The organism is Mycolicibacterium rhodesiae, assembly GCF_002086695.1.
Lineage (GTDB): Bacteria > Actinomycetota > Actinomycetes > Mycobacteriales > Mycobacteriaceae > Mycobacterium > Mycobacterium rhodesiae.
Genome location: NZ_MVIH01000005.1, coordinates 262,303 through 276,793 on the forward strand (window position 1 = coordinate 262,303; position 14,491 = coordinate 276,793).

A 14,491-nucleotide genomic window follows, 5' to 3' on the forward strand; every position below is an offset into this window, starting at 1 on the left:
ACGATTTGGCCGCTGTGCTCGGTCGCCGGGAGGTGCTGTCGGCGGCCGTCGCTACGGTGGCGGCGTGCGCGAGGGCTCGGTCGCGGTGACGACGGCATTGCAGTGGCTGGGTCTGTGGGTGGTCACCACCGCACTGCTGGGGTTCGTCGGCATGCTCAATAGTTTTGGGTGGGTGCTGGCCGCGCTGAGTGCGGTGGCGGTCGTGGTGAGCGCGTGGCGGGCGCTGCTGGCGTGGCTGGACCACCGCCGAAACCTCCGGCGCGATGCGCTCTACCGGGCCACCGGGCAGGCCGCGGTTGACGCGATGACCGGTGTCGAGTTCGAGCGCTATGTGGCTGCGGTGTTGCGGGGCCTCGGTTATGAGGTCGAAATCACCAGGGCCACTGGCGATTTCGGTGTCGACCTGATCGCTACCCGAGCCGGCATCCGCACCGCGGTGCAGTGCAAACGGCAGAACCGGGTGGTCAACGGCTCAGCGATCCAGCAGGTCGTCGCCGGTGCGGCCGTCCATGACTGCACGGCGACGATGGTGGTGTCCAATCACCGGTACACCAGGGCCGCTCACCAACTCGCCGACGTTCACGGCTGCGTGCTGATCGACCGCACCCGCCTGGCGCGGATGTCGCGGGCTCAGCCGACGAACCGGTCCCGGTAGGCGGCGAGCCGCGAGGCGACCTCGCGTGCGTCGAGTCCCACATCGGCGAGGTCGTAGATCACCTCGCCGTAGCGGCCGCGGGGATGCTCGGCGATGAAGTCGGCCATCGCGGTTCGCACCTGCTCGTCGAACGGCTGATCGGCGACGGCGTAGATCGCCGCCAGGGTGCCCTCCTCGTCGGTCATGAAATCGGTGAACCGCACGTCGATCGACTGGTCGGCCGGGAGCACGTCGCGGTCGCGCAGACAGCCGCTGAACAGGTCGTCGGCCCGGTCGAGCCAATACCTCGCGATTGTCACCGGATCCGGCCGGGCGCAGGCCATCCGGGAGGCGTAGGCGATCATCGTGACCATCGACCGCGTCACCTCGACCGGATCTCGATGCGTCACCACGAAAGTGGCGTCCGGAAAGGTGGCGTACAGGGTGGGGAACTGCTCGAGGTGTTGCGGCGACTTCAGCACCCAGCGGGTGCCGCCACGCAGATATTGCATGGCCTGCAGCTGGCGTTTGAGGTAGGCGTACGACGGCCCCTGGTCGTGGGACTTGTAGTGCGCGGCGAACGACGGCAGATAGTAGGTGGTCTCGAACAGCATGCCGGAGATGTCGTTGGCCAGGAGCTGGATCTCTTCGTGCGCATGGTCGACGGTCATGTCGTGCATCCGCTTGAACTCCGGCATCATCGTCTCGATCAGGTCGAGTCCCGCCGTACATCGGTCGCGTCGTGCTTGATCCTCTTCACCCGGAGCGGGGAAGGGTTCCAGGCTCTCCCAATACGGCAGATACCGCATGTTCGGGTCGGCCGCGATCAGGTTGTGCAGGTGGGTGGTGCCGGTGCGCGGGAGGCCGCAGATGATGATCGGCCGGGCGATCTCGATGTCTTCGATCTCGGGGTGCTCGGCGATCAGTGCCTCCAGCCGCAGCCGGTTGACCAGGTTGCCGACCAACTGTTCGAAGACCACGGCGACGCCGACGTCGGACAGCCCGGCCTCCTCGCGCAGGGACGCAGTCAAGACGTCGAGCCTGTCCCGGAAGCTGTCGTCGCCCCACTCGCTGAGCCCGGTGCGTTCGGTCGCCGTCGCCAGCAACGCCTCTGAGGTCAGCTCGAGGATGGAGCCGTAGCCGGCGAGCGCCTCCCGCATCGGCTGTGCGGCTTCGGGGAACACCGGCTGCGCCAGGTCGGTCAACCTGATCGGTCGGGGGCGCTGCACGTCCGCGGTCATGCCGTCACCTCGGCGATGTCGACGACGCGGCAGGTGGGCCGTTTCGGGGTCTCCTCGGGCAGGAACCACCGCAGCCAGATCAGCCCCTTGGTGCGCCCGGCCGTCGACACCCAGTTGGGGTGGCCGGGATCGGTGTCGCTGACCACGATTCGCCAGGACCCGTCGGGTTCGTAGGTGACGTGTGCGCCGTTGATGGTGACGCGCTCGTAGGTGTAGTCGTAGGTGTGCAGGAACGGGTTCCACAGGCACAGGTTCCAGAACACGCAGTCCGGCGATGTGCCGTCGATGATCAGTGCCTGGCCGGGCTGCAACTCGTAGGCGCCCATCGCGTATGCCGCGTCGCCCGCGGCCCACCCGTAGGTCTGCTGCGGAACCGGGTAGGGCTCGGCGATCTCATTGGGCGGCTCGACCTTGGTGGGGATGAACGAATACTGCTCGGCGAGCCAGGTCCGCGCGGCGCGAAGCCGGCGGATCAGGTCGGCACGCTCGTCGTGCTTGCGGGCCGGGGGATCGATGGCCTCGATCTTCCACTGCACCCGGCGATCGGTTTCGGGGTTGTCCAGGTAATCGCGGGTCAGAGCGACGACGGCGTCGTCCTCGAGCTTGAGCCACGCACCTGCTTGCGGGTCGGGGCTGATGGTGAAGTCGAAGTTGCCGTCGGCGTCGAACTGCAGGGAGCGGTCGTTCATCGTCCCGACGATGCGGTTGCTGTAGTGGCCGTCGTCGGGTCCGCCGTAGACGGTGATCGACAGATAGACCGAATCACCCCGGTTGCCGGTCACCCGGTAGGTGCGGGTGGGATCGATCGGCGCGAGTTGATAGAACGCGTCCGAATTGTCGCCGCCCCAGCGCTGATAGGGCCCGATCACGTCGACGAACCGCGGATTGTCCTTGTCTCCCCAGACATAGGCGTCGACCGCGACGCGCAGCAGGCTGAACGTCAGCCGATATCCGTCGAGGATGTCGGCTTCGGGCAGCGGCGGATCGGTGGCCAGGAACTTGCGTTCGATCCCGCCGAGTTCGTCGAGCAACTCGTGGAAAGCGGTGGAGAGTTCGTCGCCTGCCATGTTCATTCCTTTTCTGGTGTCTGTGTGCCATGCATGATCAGAGAGCAGAGGGTGTCGACGAGGTGGTCGGTGTCGGCGCGCCCGTCGACGAGGGCGCCGTAGAACGTGGTGCCGACGAGCACGTTGAACAACGTGTCGGTGTCGACGTCGGCGCGCACCACCCCTTGGGCGGCGGCGATCCGAACCAAGTCGGCGAGCTCGGCCCGGATCTTGTCGTCGAGCAATTGCTGTGTGCGGATGTGCAATTCGGAGTCGCGGCGCCGTTCGGCAAGGATGCCCAACGTCGCGGCCTCGACCACCGGCTCGCGCCAGAACGCCACCGCGCCGCGAACGAATTCCCGAAGGTCGGTCTCGAAGTCACCGGACCGCGGCAATCCTGTTGTGCCGCTGTCGGTTCCGAACGCCGCGTCGAACACCACGTGAGCTTTGGACGGCCAGCGCCGGTAGATGGTGGGGCGGCTGACACCGGCGGCCCGGGCGATCGATTCCATGGACACCTGGTCGTAGCCGACGTCGGTGAGCAGCCGGCGGGTGGCCGCCATGATCGCGGAGTCGGTTCGCGGATCCCGCGGTCGGCCTCGCACCGGTTCCAGTCCTGCCGTCGCATCGCGGTGGGGAGCGGTCACGGGGAATTATGTTCCGTTGCGTCACGTAAAGTGTCAAGACTGTGACGTCCGGATTGAACCGGTTCACCCAGGGGAATCGTGATCACACAATTGAGTGCGCCCCGACAGCCCTGGAGGTCATGCGATGAAAGTCATGCTTCGAACGCTGGCCGCGGTGCTGTCGGCGCTGAGTATCGCGGTCGCGGCGCCGCCGACGGCCGGCGCCGACGACCAGCTCGCGTTCACCGGCACCACACTCAGCGGCGCGCCCTTCGACGGCGCGAGTCTGCAGGGCAAGCCCGCGGTCCTGTGGTTCTGGACCCCGTGGTGCCCGTTCTGCAACGCCGAGGCCCCCAACGTCAGTCAGGTGGCCGCAGCCAATCCCAAGGTCACCTTCGTCGGCGTCGCCGCACGTTCCGACGCCGGGCAGATGCAGGCTTTCGTGTCGAAGTACAACCTGAACTTCACCAACCTCAACGACGCCGACGGGTCCATCTGGGCCCGGTTCAACGTGCCGTGGCAGCCCGCGTATGTGTTCCTGCGTCCCGACGGCTCGTCGACGTTCGTCAACAACCCCACCTCGGCGATGTCGGAGCAAGAGCTCAGCGACCGGGTGCACGCGCTGGTGTCCTGAGCTTTCGACAAGTGGATGCAGATCTGACCGGCCTGGCACTGGCCGCAGGGATGGTGGCTGCGCTCAACCCGTGCGGGTTTGCGATGCTGCCTGCCTACCTGACGCTCGTGGTGCGTGGTGAGGACGCCGATCCCGGTCGCACCGCCGCGGTGGGCCGTGCGCTGGCGGCGACCGCGGCGATGGCGCTGGGCTTCCTCGCGGTGTTCGGACTGTTCGGGTTGCTGACGGTCCCGGTCGCCACCGTGGTCCAGCACTACCTGCCCTACGCCACGATCGGTATCGGCATAGTCCTTGTCGCCCTTGGTATCTGGCTGGCGGCGGGTCGGGAGTTGACCTGGCGGTCTCCCGGACAGAGCTGGCGGTCGGCGCCGACGGCGCGGCTGGGATCGATGTTCGGCTACGGCGTGGGCTATGCGGTGGCGTCACTGTCGTGCACCATCGGGCCGTTCCTCGCCGTCACCGGCGCGACGTTGCGCGCCGGTTCGCCCGTCGACGTCGTGCTCGTCTATGCCGCCTACGCCGCGGGGCTGGCGCTGGTCGTCGGTGTGCTCGCCGTCGGAATCGCCCTGACCAGTACGGCATTGGTGGACCGTCTGCGCCGGGTGTTGCCCTACATCAACCGGATCAGCGGAGTCGTGTTGATCGCGGTTGGCCTCTACGTGAGCTACTACGGCCTCTACGAGATTCGGTTGTTCAGCGCGCAGGGGGACCCGACCGATCCGGTCATCGCCGCCGCCGGCCGACTGCAGGGTGCGGTAGCCGGCTGGGTTTACCGCACCAGCGCGTGGACCTGGGTCGTGGTGCTGGCGGTGCTGGTCGCAGCGGCGGTCGTGGTCAGGTTGCGGCGCGGCCGACAGCGGCAGAATTGATACCGGCGAATCGCGGGGTGTGCGTCGATATACTCCGCTCATGCGAACCTGGGGTGCCGCAGCGGCGGCCGTGTTGGCGCTGACGGGAGTGCCCGCAGCGATCGTGACAATCCAGCCGAGTGGTCACGCCAGCGCCGACGTCTGCGCCAGCGCCGGTCGACGTATCTCGGTCAGCGGCTGCGCGAATCTGTCCGATGTGATGGCGCCTTATGTGCCTCCACCGTCGTACTATGCGCCGATGCCCGAGGACTACCCGCCGCCGCCTCCGCCGCCCCCACCTCCGGTGACGGGCTGCGTGGGCTACAACGGGCGTTGGGTCAGCGCCGGCGGCTGCCGCTAGCCACGCCGAACGCACTACAACGACGAAACCCCGCGGGCGTTGCCCGCGGGGTCTCGTTTATTGCGCAGCGATCAGGACAGGTCGAACCGGTCGGCGTTGGTCACCTTGACCCACGCCGCGACGAAGTCCTCCACGAACTTGCCGGCGTTGTCGTCCTGGGCGTAGACCTCGACCAGAGCCCGAAGGATCGAGTTCGAGCCGAACACCAGGTCGTTGGCGGTCGCGGTCCACTTGAGCGCGCCTGTGGTCCGGTCGGTTCCCTCGTAGACGTTCTCCGAGTTCTCCGACGCCTTCCACTGCGTGCCCATGTCGAGCAGGTTGGTGAAGAAGTCGGGGGAGAGCACGCCGACGCGATCGGTGAACACGCCGTGCTTGGTTCCGCCGTGGTTGGCGCCGAGGACACGCAGGCCGCCCAGCAGCACGGTCATCTCCGGGGCGGTGACCCCCAGCAGATAGGCCTTCTCCACCAAAAGCTGCTCCAGCGGTGCCTTTTCGCCGATCCGCGCGTAGTTGCGGAACCCGTCGGCCCGCGGCTCGAGCACCGCGAACGACTCCACATCGGTGTCTTCCTGGGTGGCATCGGTACGGCCGGGTGCGAAGTGCACGTCGATCGCGTAACCGGCCTCCTTGGCCGCCTTCTCGATCGCGGCGTTGCCACCGAGAACGATCAGGTCGGCCAGCGAGACGGTCTTGCCGCCGGCGTTGAACTCCTGCTGGATGCGCTCCAGCACGGGGAGTACCTTGGCCAGTTCGGCAGGCTCGTTGGCCTCCCAGCTGCGCTGTGGCTCCAGGCGCAGCCGGGCACCGTTGCCGCCACCGCGCTTGTCGGTGTTGCGGTAGCTGGACACCGAGGCCCATGCGGTTTTGACCAGCTGCGGAACCGTCAGCCCGGAATCGAGGATCTTCGCCTTCAGCGCTGCGGCATCGGAGTCGTCGATCAGCTCGCCCTGTACCGGCGGCACCGGGTCCTGCCACAGCTGCGGCTCGGCAACCCACGGGCCCAGGTACCGGGTGATCGGGCCGAGGTCGCGGTGGAGCAGCTTGTACCAAGCCTTGGCGAAGGCCTCGTTGAGCTCCTCGGGGTGATCGAGCCAGCGCCGGGTGATCGCACCGAACTCCGGGTCGACCCGCATCGAGACGTCGGTGACCAGCATCGTGGGCTTGCGGTTCGGGCCGCCGAAGGGATCGGGGATGATCGCCTCGGCGTCCTTGGCCTGGAACTGCCACGCGCCCGCCGGGCTCTTGACCAGCTCCCACTCGTAGCCGTACAAGATCTCCAGGAACGAGTTGCTCCACTTGGTCGGGGTGGTGGTCCACACCACCTCGAGGCCGCTGGTGATGGTGTCACCGGCGTTGCCCGAGCCGAACGGGCACTTCCAGCCCAGGCCCTGCTGTTCGATCGGGGCGCCCTCGGGCTCCGGGCCGACCAGGTCGCCGTCGCCGGCGCCGTGGGTCTTGCCAAGGGTGTGACCGCCGACGATCAGCGCCGCGGTCTCTTCGACGTTCATGGCCATCCGGCCGAAGGTTTCCTTGATGTCGATGGCCGCCTTCAGCGGATCCGGATTGCCTTCCGGCCCTTCGGGGTTGACGTAGATCAGGCCCATGGTGGTGGCGCCGTACGGCTCGGCCAGCTGGCGCTCACCCGAGTAGCGCTTGTCGGTGCCCAGCCATTCGTCTTCCTCGCCGAACAGGATCTCTTCGGGCTCCCACACGTCGGGGCGGCCGAAACCGAAGCCGAAGGTCTGGAAGCCGGCCGACTCGAGCGCCACGTTGCCTGCGAACACCAGCAGGTCGGCCCAGGAGATCTTGTTGCCGTACTTCTTCTTCACCGGCCACAGCAACCGGCGTGCCTTGTCCAGGTTGGCGTTGTCGGGCCAGCTGTTGAGCGGCGCGAAACGCTGCATGCCCTGACCGCCGCCACCGCGGCCGTCGTAGATGCGGTAGGTGCCCGCGGCGTGCCAGCTCATCCGGATGAACAGGCCGGCGTAGCTGCCGTAGTCGGCAGGCCACCAGTCCTGCGAGGTGGTGATGACCGAGAGCAGGTCGGCCTTCAGCGCCGCGGGATCGAGCTTGGCGAATTCGGTCGCGTAGTCGAAGTCGTCGCCGAGCGGGTTGGAGTACGGCGAGTGCGGGTGCAGCTTGGTGACGTCGACCTGATCGGGCCACCAGTCCTGATTCGTCCGGGGCCCATGGGCTTTCGGCTCCGGGGACTTGATCGCCGGGTTCTCGCTCTCGCTGTTCGAGCCACCCTGGTTCGGGGCAGGCGGGTGGCTTGCGGAGGTATCAGATGACACTGTTTCCCTTTCTAGTTCCACACATCATTCGTTGACTGGAGCTGCGATCACTTATGTGACCGCAGGAGCTTCTTTCGCCGAGCAGTCGGGACACAGGCCCCAGTAGATGACCTCGGCCTCGTCGAGTACGAAACCGTTGTGCTCGGACGGCGTCAAACAGGGTGCCTCGCCGACCGCGCAGTCGACATCGCCGATGACACCGCATGACCGGCACACCACGTGGTGGTGGTTGTCGCCCACCCGCGCCTCGTATCGGGCCACCGAGCCCGACGGCTGGATGCGCCGCACCAGGCCGGCCGCGGTGAGCGCGTGCAGCACGTCGTACACGGCCTGGCGGGACACATCAGGCAGGCCGGTGCGGACGACTCCGAAGATGGTGTCGGTGTCGGCGTGCGGGTGGGTGTGCACCGCGTCGAGTACCGCGAGACGGGGCCGGGTGACCCGCAGCTGCGCTGCCCGCAGCTGGTCGGAGAGATCCGAGACGGAGGTCACGTTTCGATAGTCGTCTCTTTTCTGGAACGAGTCAAGACTTGTCCCGAGGCGAATCCTGCGGGCCTGGTCAGGGGCGTTGGGCGGGATCGTTTTTCGGACTGACGGTCGGGTTGAGCGGCGCAATCGGGGCCGGGCTGAAGCTGTTCGGCCCGGGCAGGGTTGCCTTGCTGGTGGGCTGCACCGACGAGCTCGACGGACTGGGCGCTGGAGCGCTATCGGTGGATCCGCACGCCGGGAACACCACGACGCCGGCACCGGCCAGCGTGACCAGCCAGATCGCTCGACTCCGACCCTGCATGGCTGAAAGCTACCGCGTTTGGCGGTGGAGTAAGGCCGCGACCGCGCTTTCTGTATGGTGATCGGCGGATCGCGTCCGGCGGCCACCTCGGACACGCACCCGGAATCAGTCGTCTCGTCAGGAGCAGTTTCGTGCCCCTCAACACCGTTGCGCTCGAACTCGTGCCGCCCAACGTGGACCGCACGCCCGACGAGATGCTGGAGGAAGCGCGCAGGGTCGTGCAGTTGTCCGCGGAGACCGGCGTGCGGATCGGCCACGTGATGATCCCCGGGATGATCGAAGAGGACAGTGGCCGGCCCGTCGAGATGAAGCCCAAGCTCGACGTGCTCGACTACTGGTCGCGCATCTCACCCGAGCTGCCCGGCGTACGCGGATTGTGCACCCAGGTGACCGCTTTCATGGATGAGCCGACGCTGGTGAGTCGGCTGACCGCTCTTCTCGATGCGGGGATGGAAGGCGTGGCGTTCGTCGGTGTTCCGCGGACCATGAACGACGGCGAAGGCGCCGGTGTGGCGCCAACGGACGCGTTGACGATCTTCTCCGAGCTGGTTCCGAATCGGGGTGCGATCCTGATTCCGACCCGGGCCGAGGAAGCCGGCCGGTTCGGTTTCAAGTGCGGCCGTGGCGCCACCTACGGGATGACGCAACTGCTCTACTCCGACGCGATCGTCGGGTTCCTGACCGAGTTCGCCGCCACCACCGATTACCGTCCGGAGATCCTGTTGTCGTTCGGCTTCGTGCCGAAGGTCGAGTCCAGGGTCGGCCTGATCAACTGGCTGATCCAAGATCCGGGCAACGCCGCCGTGGCCGCCGAGCAGGACTTCGTCCGCACCCTCGCCGAGAGTGAGCCGCCGGTGAAACGGCAGCTGCTGGTGGACCTCTACAAGAGGGTCATCGACGGTGTCGCCGACCTCGGCTTCCCGCTGAGCATCCACTTCGAAGCCACCTACGGGATGTCCCGTCCGGCCTTCGACACCTTCGCCGAGATGCTGGCGTACTGGTCGCCTGCGACGTCCGCACCCTGACACCTCGCCGCCCATGAAGGAAATGATCGACTTCGACGGCGCGCCGATTTTCGCGATCCCGGCGCGCGAGGACTACCGTGCCTTCGGCGGCTGCGAGGGAATGCTGCTCGAAGGCCCGCAAGGCTGGGGTGAGTTCTGCCCGCCGCGCACCGGCAGTGATCTGCTGGCCGCCCGCTGGTTGACCGCTGCCATCGAAGGCGGAACCGTCGGTTGGCCGGACCCGATCCGCGGCCGCGTACCGGTCGCGGTCGCGGTGCCCGCGGTCGGAGCCGAGGAGGCGGCCGCGATCGCCGTCGCCAGCGGGTGTCACGCGGCCGACGTGATGGTCACCGGTCTGCCCGACGATGCCGACCGGCTCGAGTCGGTGCGCTCGGCGCTCGGGCCGGACGCGTCGATCCGCTGCCTGGTCGACCGGTGGTGGGACGTCGACACCGCCGCCGAGACCATCCCCAGGCTGGACACCGCGGCCGGCGGTCTGCAGTTCGTCCAGCAGCCGTGTGCGACCGCGCGGGAGCTGGCCGCGCTGCGAGGCCGGATCGACGTCCGGATCGCGGTCGACGTCTCCGACCTCGCCAGCGACGGGCTGGCCATGTCCGACGTCGCCGACATCGTGGTGCTCGACGCCGCAGCGCTCGGCGGCGTGCGCCGGGCATTGCGGTTCGCCGAGAAGTGCGACCTTCCGGTTGTGGTCTCCGGCTCCCGTCAAACCAGCATGGGGTTGGCCAGCGGCCTGGCGCTGGCCGGTGTGCTGCAAGAGCTTTCGTTCGCCTGTGGGCTCGGCACCGCCGCGACGCTGGCCGGCGACACCGTCCCGCCAGGACGCGCATTGATCACCACCGACGGGTACCTGCCGGTGGCGCCCTCGGCACCGGCGCCCGACCCGGATCGCATCGCGGAATTCATCGTCGACGACGCCGAGCGCATCGCGTGGTGGCGCGAGCGGTTGCGCACCGCTCGAGAACTTCTCTGAGCGCGGATCAGCGCCGAGGGCGCCACGCCGCGACGGCCAGCACGATGCCGACCAGCACGACGATCGGACCCAACACCGACCACGTCGTAGTGTTGCTCATCGGGCTCCCCTGAACCGCTCCGAAACCCTGCAATGTGAACAACAGTCCGAACAGCGCGACCAGCACGCCGAGACCTCCGACAACGTGACGCATGGTCAACCCTTCTTTCCGCTGGGCATGGCCGCCGACACCGCACGCATGACGGCCCGCTTCACTGTCGCCGCGCCGCCACCGGCGGTAACGCTGCGCGCGGTCCGGTTGGGTGGAATCAGCTGCAGCACATCACCTTCGGCGATTCGGCCGGCGCGCGTGACATTGCCGTAGACGCCGAAGCAGCGGCGGGTGTGCGCGGCGATGGTGCGGGTGATCTCCTTGTCCCGCTTGAGTTCGGGCTGCTCGTGCGAGGGCATCACGCAGCGGATGGTCGGGATCATCGGCGCAAGCTCGGCCTGCGGAGCGTGCAGTCGTCCGCCGCACCACTCCCATTCCGGGTGAGCCGCCGTGCTGGGGGAGTCCACCACGAGCGTCGGGCGGAACCGTCGCACATCGAAATCGGAGTCCGGCGCCAATGACCCGAGGGTGGACAGGCTCTGTTCGGTGATGATGTGTACGGGATAGGCGTCCACATAGCTGCCTACCGGCGTCGCATAGCGGCTGATCTCAGCGAGCTTGCGTACCGGGAACATCGACAGATCGGGCAGTGGCTCGTCGTCGGAGAGTCCGAAGATCGTGCGCAGGTCGGCCTTGGTGGCCATCGGCCCGCGGTATTCGTCGCGACGGTCGATCGGGGGCAGCGGCCGAAGCTGTACGTCATGGTCGAGGTAACGCGAGAGCGCCTGGTGCACAGCCGGATCCGAACTCGATACCTCGGTGCCGTCCGGGAAACCGATCAGAACCTCGGGCGCGTGTCCGGGCCCGGCGTCGGGGCCGGGCGGCTGCGGGTAACGCGCCGTCAACCACAACAGGCCGGGCAGCCGCTTGGCGCTGGTGGTGGCGTCGGACTCCACATCACGTACCGCCCACGTCCGGTCGGCGTGCACGCCGAGATCACCGACGTCGGCCTCGGCCACCCGCTCGCCCTGCATCGACTTCACCGGATAGCGCCAGATCGAGGTGATACGGCCGGCCTGAATCATCCACTCAGCCTAGAACCTCACTCCGCCGGCGAGCGTCGAAGTGTCCGGGACGCCACGATCAGCGCGGACAAGCTGGCCACCAGCCACAGACCGAGCACGATGAACGGCAGTGGCCGCTGGTTGTGCGGGAAGTACGTCGCGGCGTGGATCGCCGACACCGTCGCGCCGCTGGGCAGTGCATGGTTGAAGAACGCGAATGGCTGCGGCAACAGCGACGCCGACACCGCCCCGCCCGACGAGGTGTTGCCCAGCAGGATGAACACCAGCCAGGTCGGGATGATCGCCCAGCGGTGGATCAACACCAGCATGGTCGAGTTGAATGACGCGGCGATCGCGATCTGGACCGAGATCAGCAACCACAGCTGGGGGAACGGTGTGCTCAGCGCGCCCAGCACCGGGCCGGTGACCACGGCCAACGCCGCCCCGCCGACGACGGCGAGCACCGCCATGCTGAGCAGCCAGCGCCGCAAGGTGAGCGTTTTGACGTTGGCCCGCAGCTGGAACATCGTGATGAAGCCCAGGATCGTGGCGGCGATGACGAGATAGAAGGTGGCCAGCCCCGCCGGATCGGACGGCGGCAACGGATGCAGGTCGACGATCGGCAGGATGAACTGACCCGGTTGCGTCTGGTCCAGCTGGATCAGCGCGCGCGTCCCAGACGGATCGCTGGCGCTGGACAACAACAGCTGCGGCGGCTTCGACGTGGCGTCGATGGCCGCGGTGATGCGTTGCTGATTGATCGCGGTGACCGCCGCGTCCCGGGTGGCGTACTCGTGGACGTCGAACTCATTGGGGTTGGTGCGCAACGCTTTCTCGAACGGTGCGGTCTGCGCCGTCGCCCCGATGACGCCGACGGGCAGGTTGCGCGGGGAGGGTCGGCCCAGCGCGACGGTGTAGGCCGCCGCGAAACTCGACGCCAGCACGATGGCGATCGCGAGCACGGTGGCGACCTTGCGGATCTCCAGCGGGATGCGCCGAAATCCGCGCAGCGGAGCGTCCGGCGATTCCTCGGTCACTGCGGCCACAGCACTCCTCGTCCTGACGATGGCAGATCAACCTACCTCGGTGTCGCTGTGGCTAACCGCCAGCGCGAGAAGTCTGACGTAAGAATGACCACCAGTGTGCGCGGCCATCCGCGACGCACCCGGCTCCGAACCACTCACGCCTGCTCGATTCAGCCCGGGCGCAGCTTCGGAGGTCGCCATGAAATCAGCCGCCACGCTCGCCGCATCCCAAGGCGATGCGATCGACTCCCGCTACCACCCGTCGGCCGCGGTCCGGCGCCAGCTGAACAAGGTCTTTCCCACCCACTGGTCGTTCCTGCTGGGCGAGATCGCGCTGTACAGCTTCGTCGTCCTGCTGATCACGGGGGTGTATCTGACGTTGTTCTTCGATCCGTCGATGACGGAGGTCACCTACAACGGTGTGTACCAGCCGCTGCGCGGCATCGAGATGTCGAAGGCGTACGCCTCGACCCTCGACATCACCTTCGAGGTGCGCGGCGGGCTGTTCGTCCGCCAGGTACACCACTGGGCGGCGCTGCTGTTCGCCGCGGCGATCATGGTGCACCTCGCGCGGATCTTCTTCACCGGCGCCTTCCGCCGCCCGCGCGAGGCCAACTGGGTGATCGGGTCACTGCTGTTGATCCTGGCCATGTTCGAAGGATTCTTCGGCTACTCGCTGCCCGACGATCTGTTGTCGGGCACCGGAATCCGGGCCGCGCTGTCCTCGATCACGCTGGGGATCCCGGTGATCGGCACCTGGATGCACTGGGCGCTGTTCGGCGGCGACTTCCCCGGCGACGTCCTGATTCCGCGGCTCTACGCCATCCATATCCTGATCTTCCCCGGAATCATGTTGGCGCTCATCGGTGTTCACCTGGCGCTGGTGTGGTTCCAGAAGCACACCCAGTTTCCGGGTCCCGGCCGCACCGAGAAGAACGTCGTCGGCGTTCGCGTCATGCCGGTGTTCGCGGTCAAGTCCGGTGCGTTCTTCGCAATGACGGTCGGCATCCTGGGCCTGATGGGCGGCCTGCTGCAGATCAACCCCATCTGGCAGCTCGGCCCGTACAAGCCGGCGCAGGTGTCGGCGGGCAGCCAGCCCGACTTCTACCTGATGTGGACCGACGGGCTGATCCGGCTGTGGCCGGCGTGGGAGATCTACATCGGCCACCACACGATCCCGGCAGCGGTGGCGGTCGCCGTGCTGATGGGCGTGATCTTCCTGCTGCTGATCGCCTACCCGTGGATCGAAAAGCGGTTCACCGGCGACGGGGCGCACCACAACCTGCTGCAGCGGCCGCGGGACGCTCCGGTGCGAACGGGCATCGGCGCCATGGCGATCGCCTTCTACATGGTGCTGACGTACAGCGCGATGAACGACATCATCGCCTACAAGTTCCACATCTCGCTGAACGCGACGACCTGGATCGGCCGCATCGCGATGGTGGGGCTGCCGCCGCTGGTCTTCTTCATCACCTACCGCTGGGCGATCGCGCTGCAGCGCAGCGACCGAGAGGTGCTCGAGCACGGCGTCGAGACCGGCATCCTCAAGCGGCTCCCGCACGGTGCCTACGTGGAGCTGCACCAGCCGCTGGGTCCGCTCGACGCCGACGGCCACCCGATCGCGCTGGAATACCAGGGCGCCCCGGTACCCAAGCGGATGAACAAGCTCGGCTCCGGTGGCGCACCCGGCCGCGGCAGTTTCCTCACCGCCGACCCCGGCGACGAGGACGCCGCGCTCACCGAGGCGGCGCACGCCGCCGAACTCCGCGCGCGCACCGCGCTGATGGAACGTCAGGCCATCGACGGGTCCTCGAACGGGCGGTGACGACGCCTCCTGGACAA

General features: G+C 67.4%; 16 protein-coding genes. 7 read left to right on the forward strand and 9 right to left on the reverse strand.

What is annotated here, in order from left to right:
• Nucleotides 1-64: 64 nt before the first annotated feature.
• Nucleotides 65-655 (forward strand): restriction endonuclease, encoded by a 591-nt coding sequence (locus tag BST42_RS13560; RefSeq protein ID WP_083119282.1) that lies wholly within the window; start codon nt 65-67, stop codon nt 653-655.
• On the opposite strand, the gene BST42_RS13565 is transcribed toward BST42_RS13560, so the two are convergent.
• From BST42_RS13565 to BST42_RS13575, 3 genes are read right to left on the reverse strand one after another with little or no spacing between them, the layout of a single operon-like run.
• Nucleotides 631-1,875: a sulfotransferase family protein gene (locus tag BST42_RS13565; protein ID WP_083119283.1), complete on the reverse strand. Its 1,245-nt coding sequence runs from the start codon at nt 1,873-1,875 to the stop codon at nt 631-633. The genes BST42_RS13560 and BST42_RS13565 overlap by 25 nt on opposite strands.
• Entirely contained in the window at nt 1,872-2,942 is a 1,071-nt protein-coding gene (locus tag BST42_RS13570) for a DUF1214 domain-containing protein (RefSeq protein ID WP_110918608.1), read from the reverse strand. Before BST42_RS13570 ends, BST42_RS13565 begins: the two co-directional genes overlap by 4 nt.
• Before the next feature lie 2 nt (nt 2,943-2,944).
• Nucleotides 2,945-3,568 carry a TetR/AcrR family transcriptional regulator gene (locus BST42_RS13575; RefSeq protein WP_083119287.1) on the reverse strand — a complete coding sequence of 208 codons (624 nt, stop codon included), beginning with the start codon at nt 3,566-3,568 and terminating at the stop codon, nt 2,945-2,947.
• Between the two features lie 133 nt (nt 3,569-3,701).
• Here BST42_RS13575 and dsbE point away from each other — a divergent pair, with 133 nt between their 5' ends.
• The 3 genes from dsbE to BST42_RS13590 are packed head-to-tail and all read left to right on the forward strand — an operon-like array spanning nt 3,702 to nt 5,390.
• On the forward strand, nt 3,702-4,181 hold the full coding sequence (dsbE, locus tag BST42_RS13580) for a disulfide bond-forming protein DsbE (protein ID WP_435406036.1): 480 nt from the start codon (nt 3,702-3,704) through the stop codon (nt 4,179-4,181).
• Nucleotides 4,182-4,231: 50 nt separating this feature from the next.
• On the forward strand, nt 4,232-5,050 hold the full coding sequence (locus BST42_RS13585) for a cytochrome c biogenesis CcdA family protein (RefSeq protein ID WP_276008985.1): 819 nt from the start codon (nt 4,232-4,234) through the stop codon (nt 5,048-5,050).
• Between the two features lie 40 nt (nt 5,051-5,090).
• Complete coding sequence (locus tag BST42_RS13590; RefSeq protein ID WP_083119292.1) at nt 5,091-5,390, forward strand: hypothetical protein; 300 nt, start codon at nt 5,091-5,093, stop codon at nt 5,388-5,390.
• Nucleotides 5,391-5,461: 71 nt separating this feature from the next.
• On the opposite strand, the gene katG is transcribed toward BST42_RS13590, so the two are convergent.
• The 3 genes from katG to BST42_RS13605 form a co-directional block, all read right to left on the reverse strand.
• Complete coding sequence (gene katG / locus BST42_RS13595) at nt 5,462-7,684, reverse strand: catalase/peroxidase HPI (protein WP_083119294.1); 2,223 nt, start codon at nt 7,682-7,684, stop codon at nt 5,462-5,464.
• Between the two features lie 51 nt (nt 7,685-7,735).
• Nucleotides 7,736-8,176 carry a Fur family transcriptional regulator gene (locus BST42_RS13600; RefSeq protein WP_083119296.1) on the reverse strand — a complete coding sequence of 147 codons (441 nt, stop codon included), beginning with the start codon at nt 8,174-8,176 and terminating at the stop codon, nt 7,736-7,738.
• A gap of 67 nt (nt 8,177-8,243) precedes the next feature.
• On the reverse strand, nt 8,244-8,474 hold the full coding sequence (locus tag BST42_RS13605; protein ID WP_083119297.1) for a hypothetical protein: 231 nt from the start codon (nt 8,472-8,474) through the stop codon (nt 8,244-8,246).
• A gap of 131 nt (nt 8,475-8,605) precedes the next feature.
• On the opposite strand from BST42_RS13605, the gene BST42_RS13610 reads away from it, so the two are divergent.
• Nucleotides 8,606-9,499 carry a mycobacterial-type methylenetetrahydrofolate reductase gene (locus BST42_RS13610; protein ID WP_083119299.1) on the forward strand — a complete coding sequence of 298 codons (894 nt, stop codon included), beginning with the start codon at nt 8,606-8,608 and terminating at the stop codon, nt 9,497-9,499.
• Nucleotides 9,500-9,512: 13 nt separating this feature from the next.
• Nucleotides 9,513-10,469: an enolase C-terminal domain-like protein gene (locus BST42_RS13615; RefSeq protein WP_083119301.1), complete on the forward strand. Its 957-nt coding sequence runs from the start codon at nt 9,513-9,515 to the stop codon at nt 10,467-10,469.
• A gap of 7 nt (nt 10,470-10,476) precedes the next feature.
• On the opposite strand, the gene BST42_RS13620 is transcribed toward BST42_RS13615, so the two are convergent.
• Genes BST42_RS13620 through BST42_RS13630 form a run of 3 tightly spaced genes read right to left on the reverse strand, consistent with a single transcriptional unit; the run spans nt 10,477 to nt 12,670 of the window.
• Complete coding sequence (locus BST42_RS13620) at nt 10,477-10,662, reverse strand: hypothetical protein (RefSeq protein ID WP_083119303.1); 186 nt, start codon at nt 10,660-10,662, stop codon at nt 10,477-10,479.
• Between the two features lie 2 nt (nt 10,663-10,664).
• Nucleotides 10,665-11,645, reverse strand: coding sequence for an MOSC domain-containing protein (locus BST42_RS13625; RefSeq protein ID WP_083119305.1), 981 nt, complete (start codon nt 11,643-11,645; stop codon nt 10,665-10,667).
• Between the two features lie 17 nt (nt 11,646-11,662).
• A complete protein-coding gene (locus tag BST42_RS13630) occupies nt 11,663-12,670 on the reverse strand; it encodes a DUF3533 domain-containing protein (RefSeq protein ID WP_237159407.1) in 1,008 nt (335 codons plus the stop codon).
• Nucleotides 12,671-12,848: 178 nt separating this feature from the next.
• Here BST42_RS13630 and qcrB point away from each other — a divergent pair, with 178 nt between their 5' ends.
• The gene (qcrB, locus tag BST42_RS13635) at nt 12,849-14,474 is read left to right on the forward strand and encodes a cytochrome bc1 complex cytochrome b subunit (protein WP_083119307.1); all 1,626 of its coding nucleotides are present in this window, start codon (nt 12,849-12,851) and stop codon (nt 14,472-14,474) included.
• Nucleotides 14,475-14,491: the final 17 nt, after the last annotated feature.

What these genes read in the sequence shown, in the direction of transcription:
- BST42_RS13565 (WP_083119283.1), bottom strand. Translation starts at nt 1,875, where the DNA reads ATGACCGCGGACGTGCAGCGCCCCCGACCGATCAGGTTGACCGACCTG.
- BST42_RS13570 (WP_110918608.1), bottom strand. Translation starts at nt 2,942, where the DNA reads ATGGCAGGCGACGAACTCTCCACCGCTTTCCACGAGTTGCTCGACGAA.
- dsbE (WP_435406036.1), top strand. Translation starts at nt 3,702, where the DNA reads ATGCTTCGAACGCTGGCCGCGGTGCTGTCGGCGCTGAGTATCGCGGTC.
- BST42_RS13585 (WP_276008985.1), top strand. Translation starts at nt 4,232, where the DNA reads ATGGTGGCTGCGCTCAACCCGTGCGGGTTTGCGATGCTGCCTGCCTAC.
- BST42_RS13590 (WP_083119292.1), top strand. Translation starts at nt 5,091, where the DNA reads ATGCGAACCTGGGGTGCCGCAGCGGCGGCCGTGTTGGCGCTGACGGGA.
- BST42_RS13605 (WP_083119297.1), bottom strand. Translation starts at nt 8,474, where the DNA reads ATGCAGGGTCGGAGTCGAGCGATCTGGCTGGTCACGCTGGCCGGTGCC.
- BST42_RS13615 (WP_083119301.1), top strand. Translation starts at nt 9,513, where the DNA reads ATGAAGGAAATGATCGACTTCGACGGCGCGCCGATTTTCGCGATCCCG.
- BST42_RS13620 (WP_083119303.1), bottom strand. Translation starts at nt 10,662, where the DNA reads ATGCGTCACGTTGTCGGAGGTCTCGGCGTGCTGGTCGCGCTGTTCGGA.
- BST42_RS13625 (WP_083119305.1), bottom strand. Translation starts at nt 11,645, where the DNA reads ATGATTCAGGCCGGCCGTATCACCTCGATCTGGCGCTATCCGGTGAAG.
- qcrB (WP_083119307.1), top strand. Translation starts at nt 12,849, where the DNA reads ATGAAATCAGCCGCCACGCTCGCCGCATCCCAAGGCGATGCGATCGAC.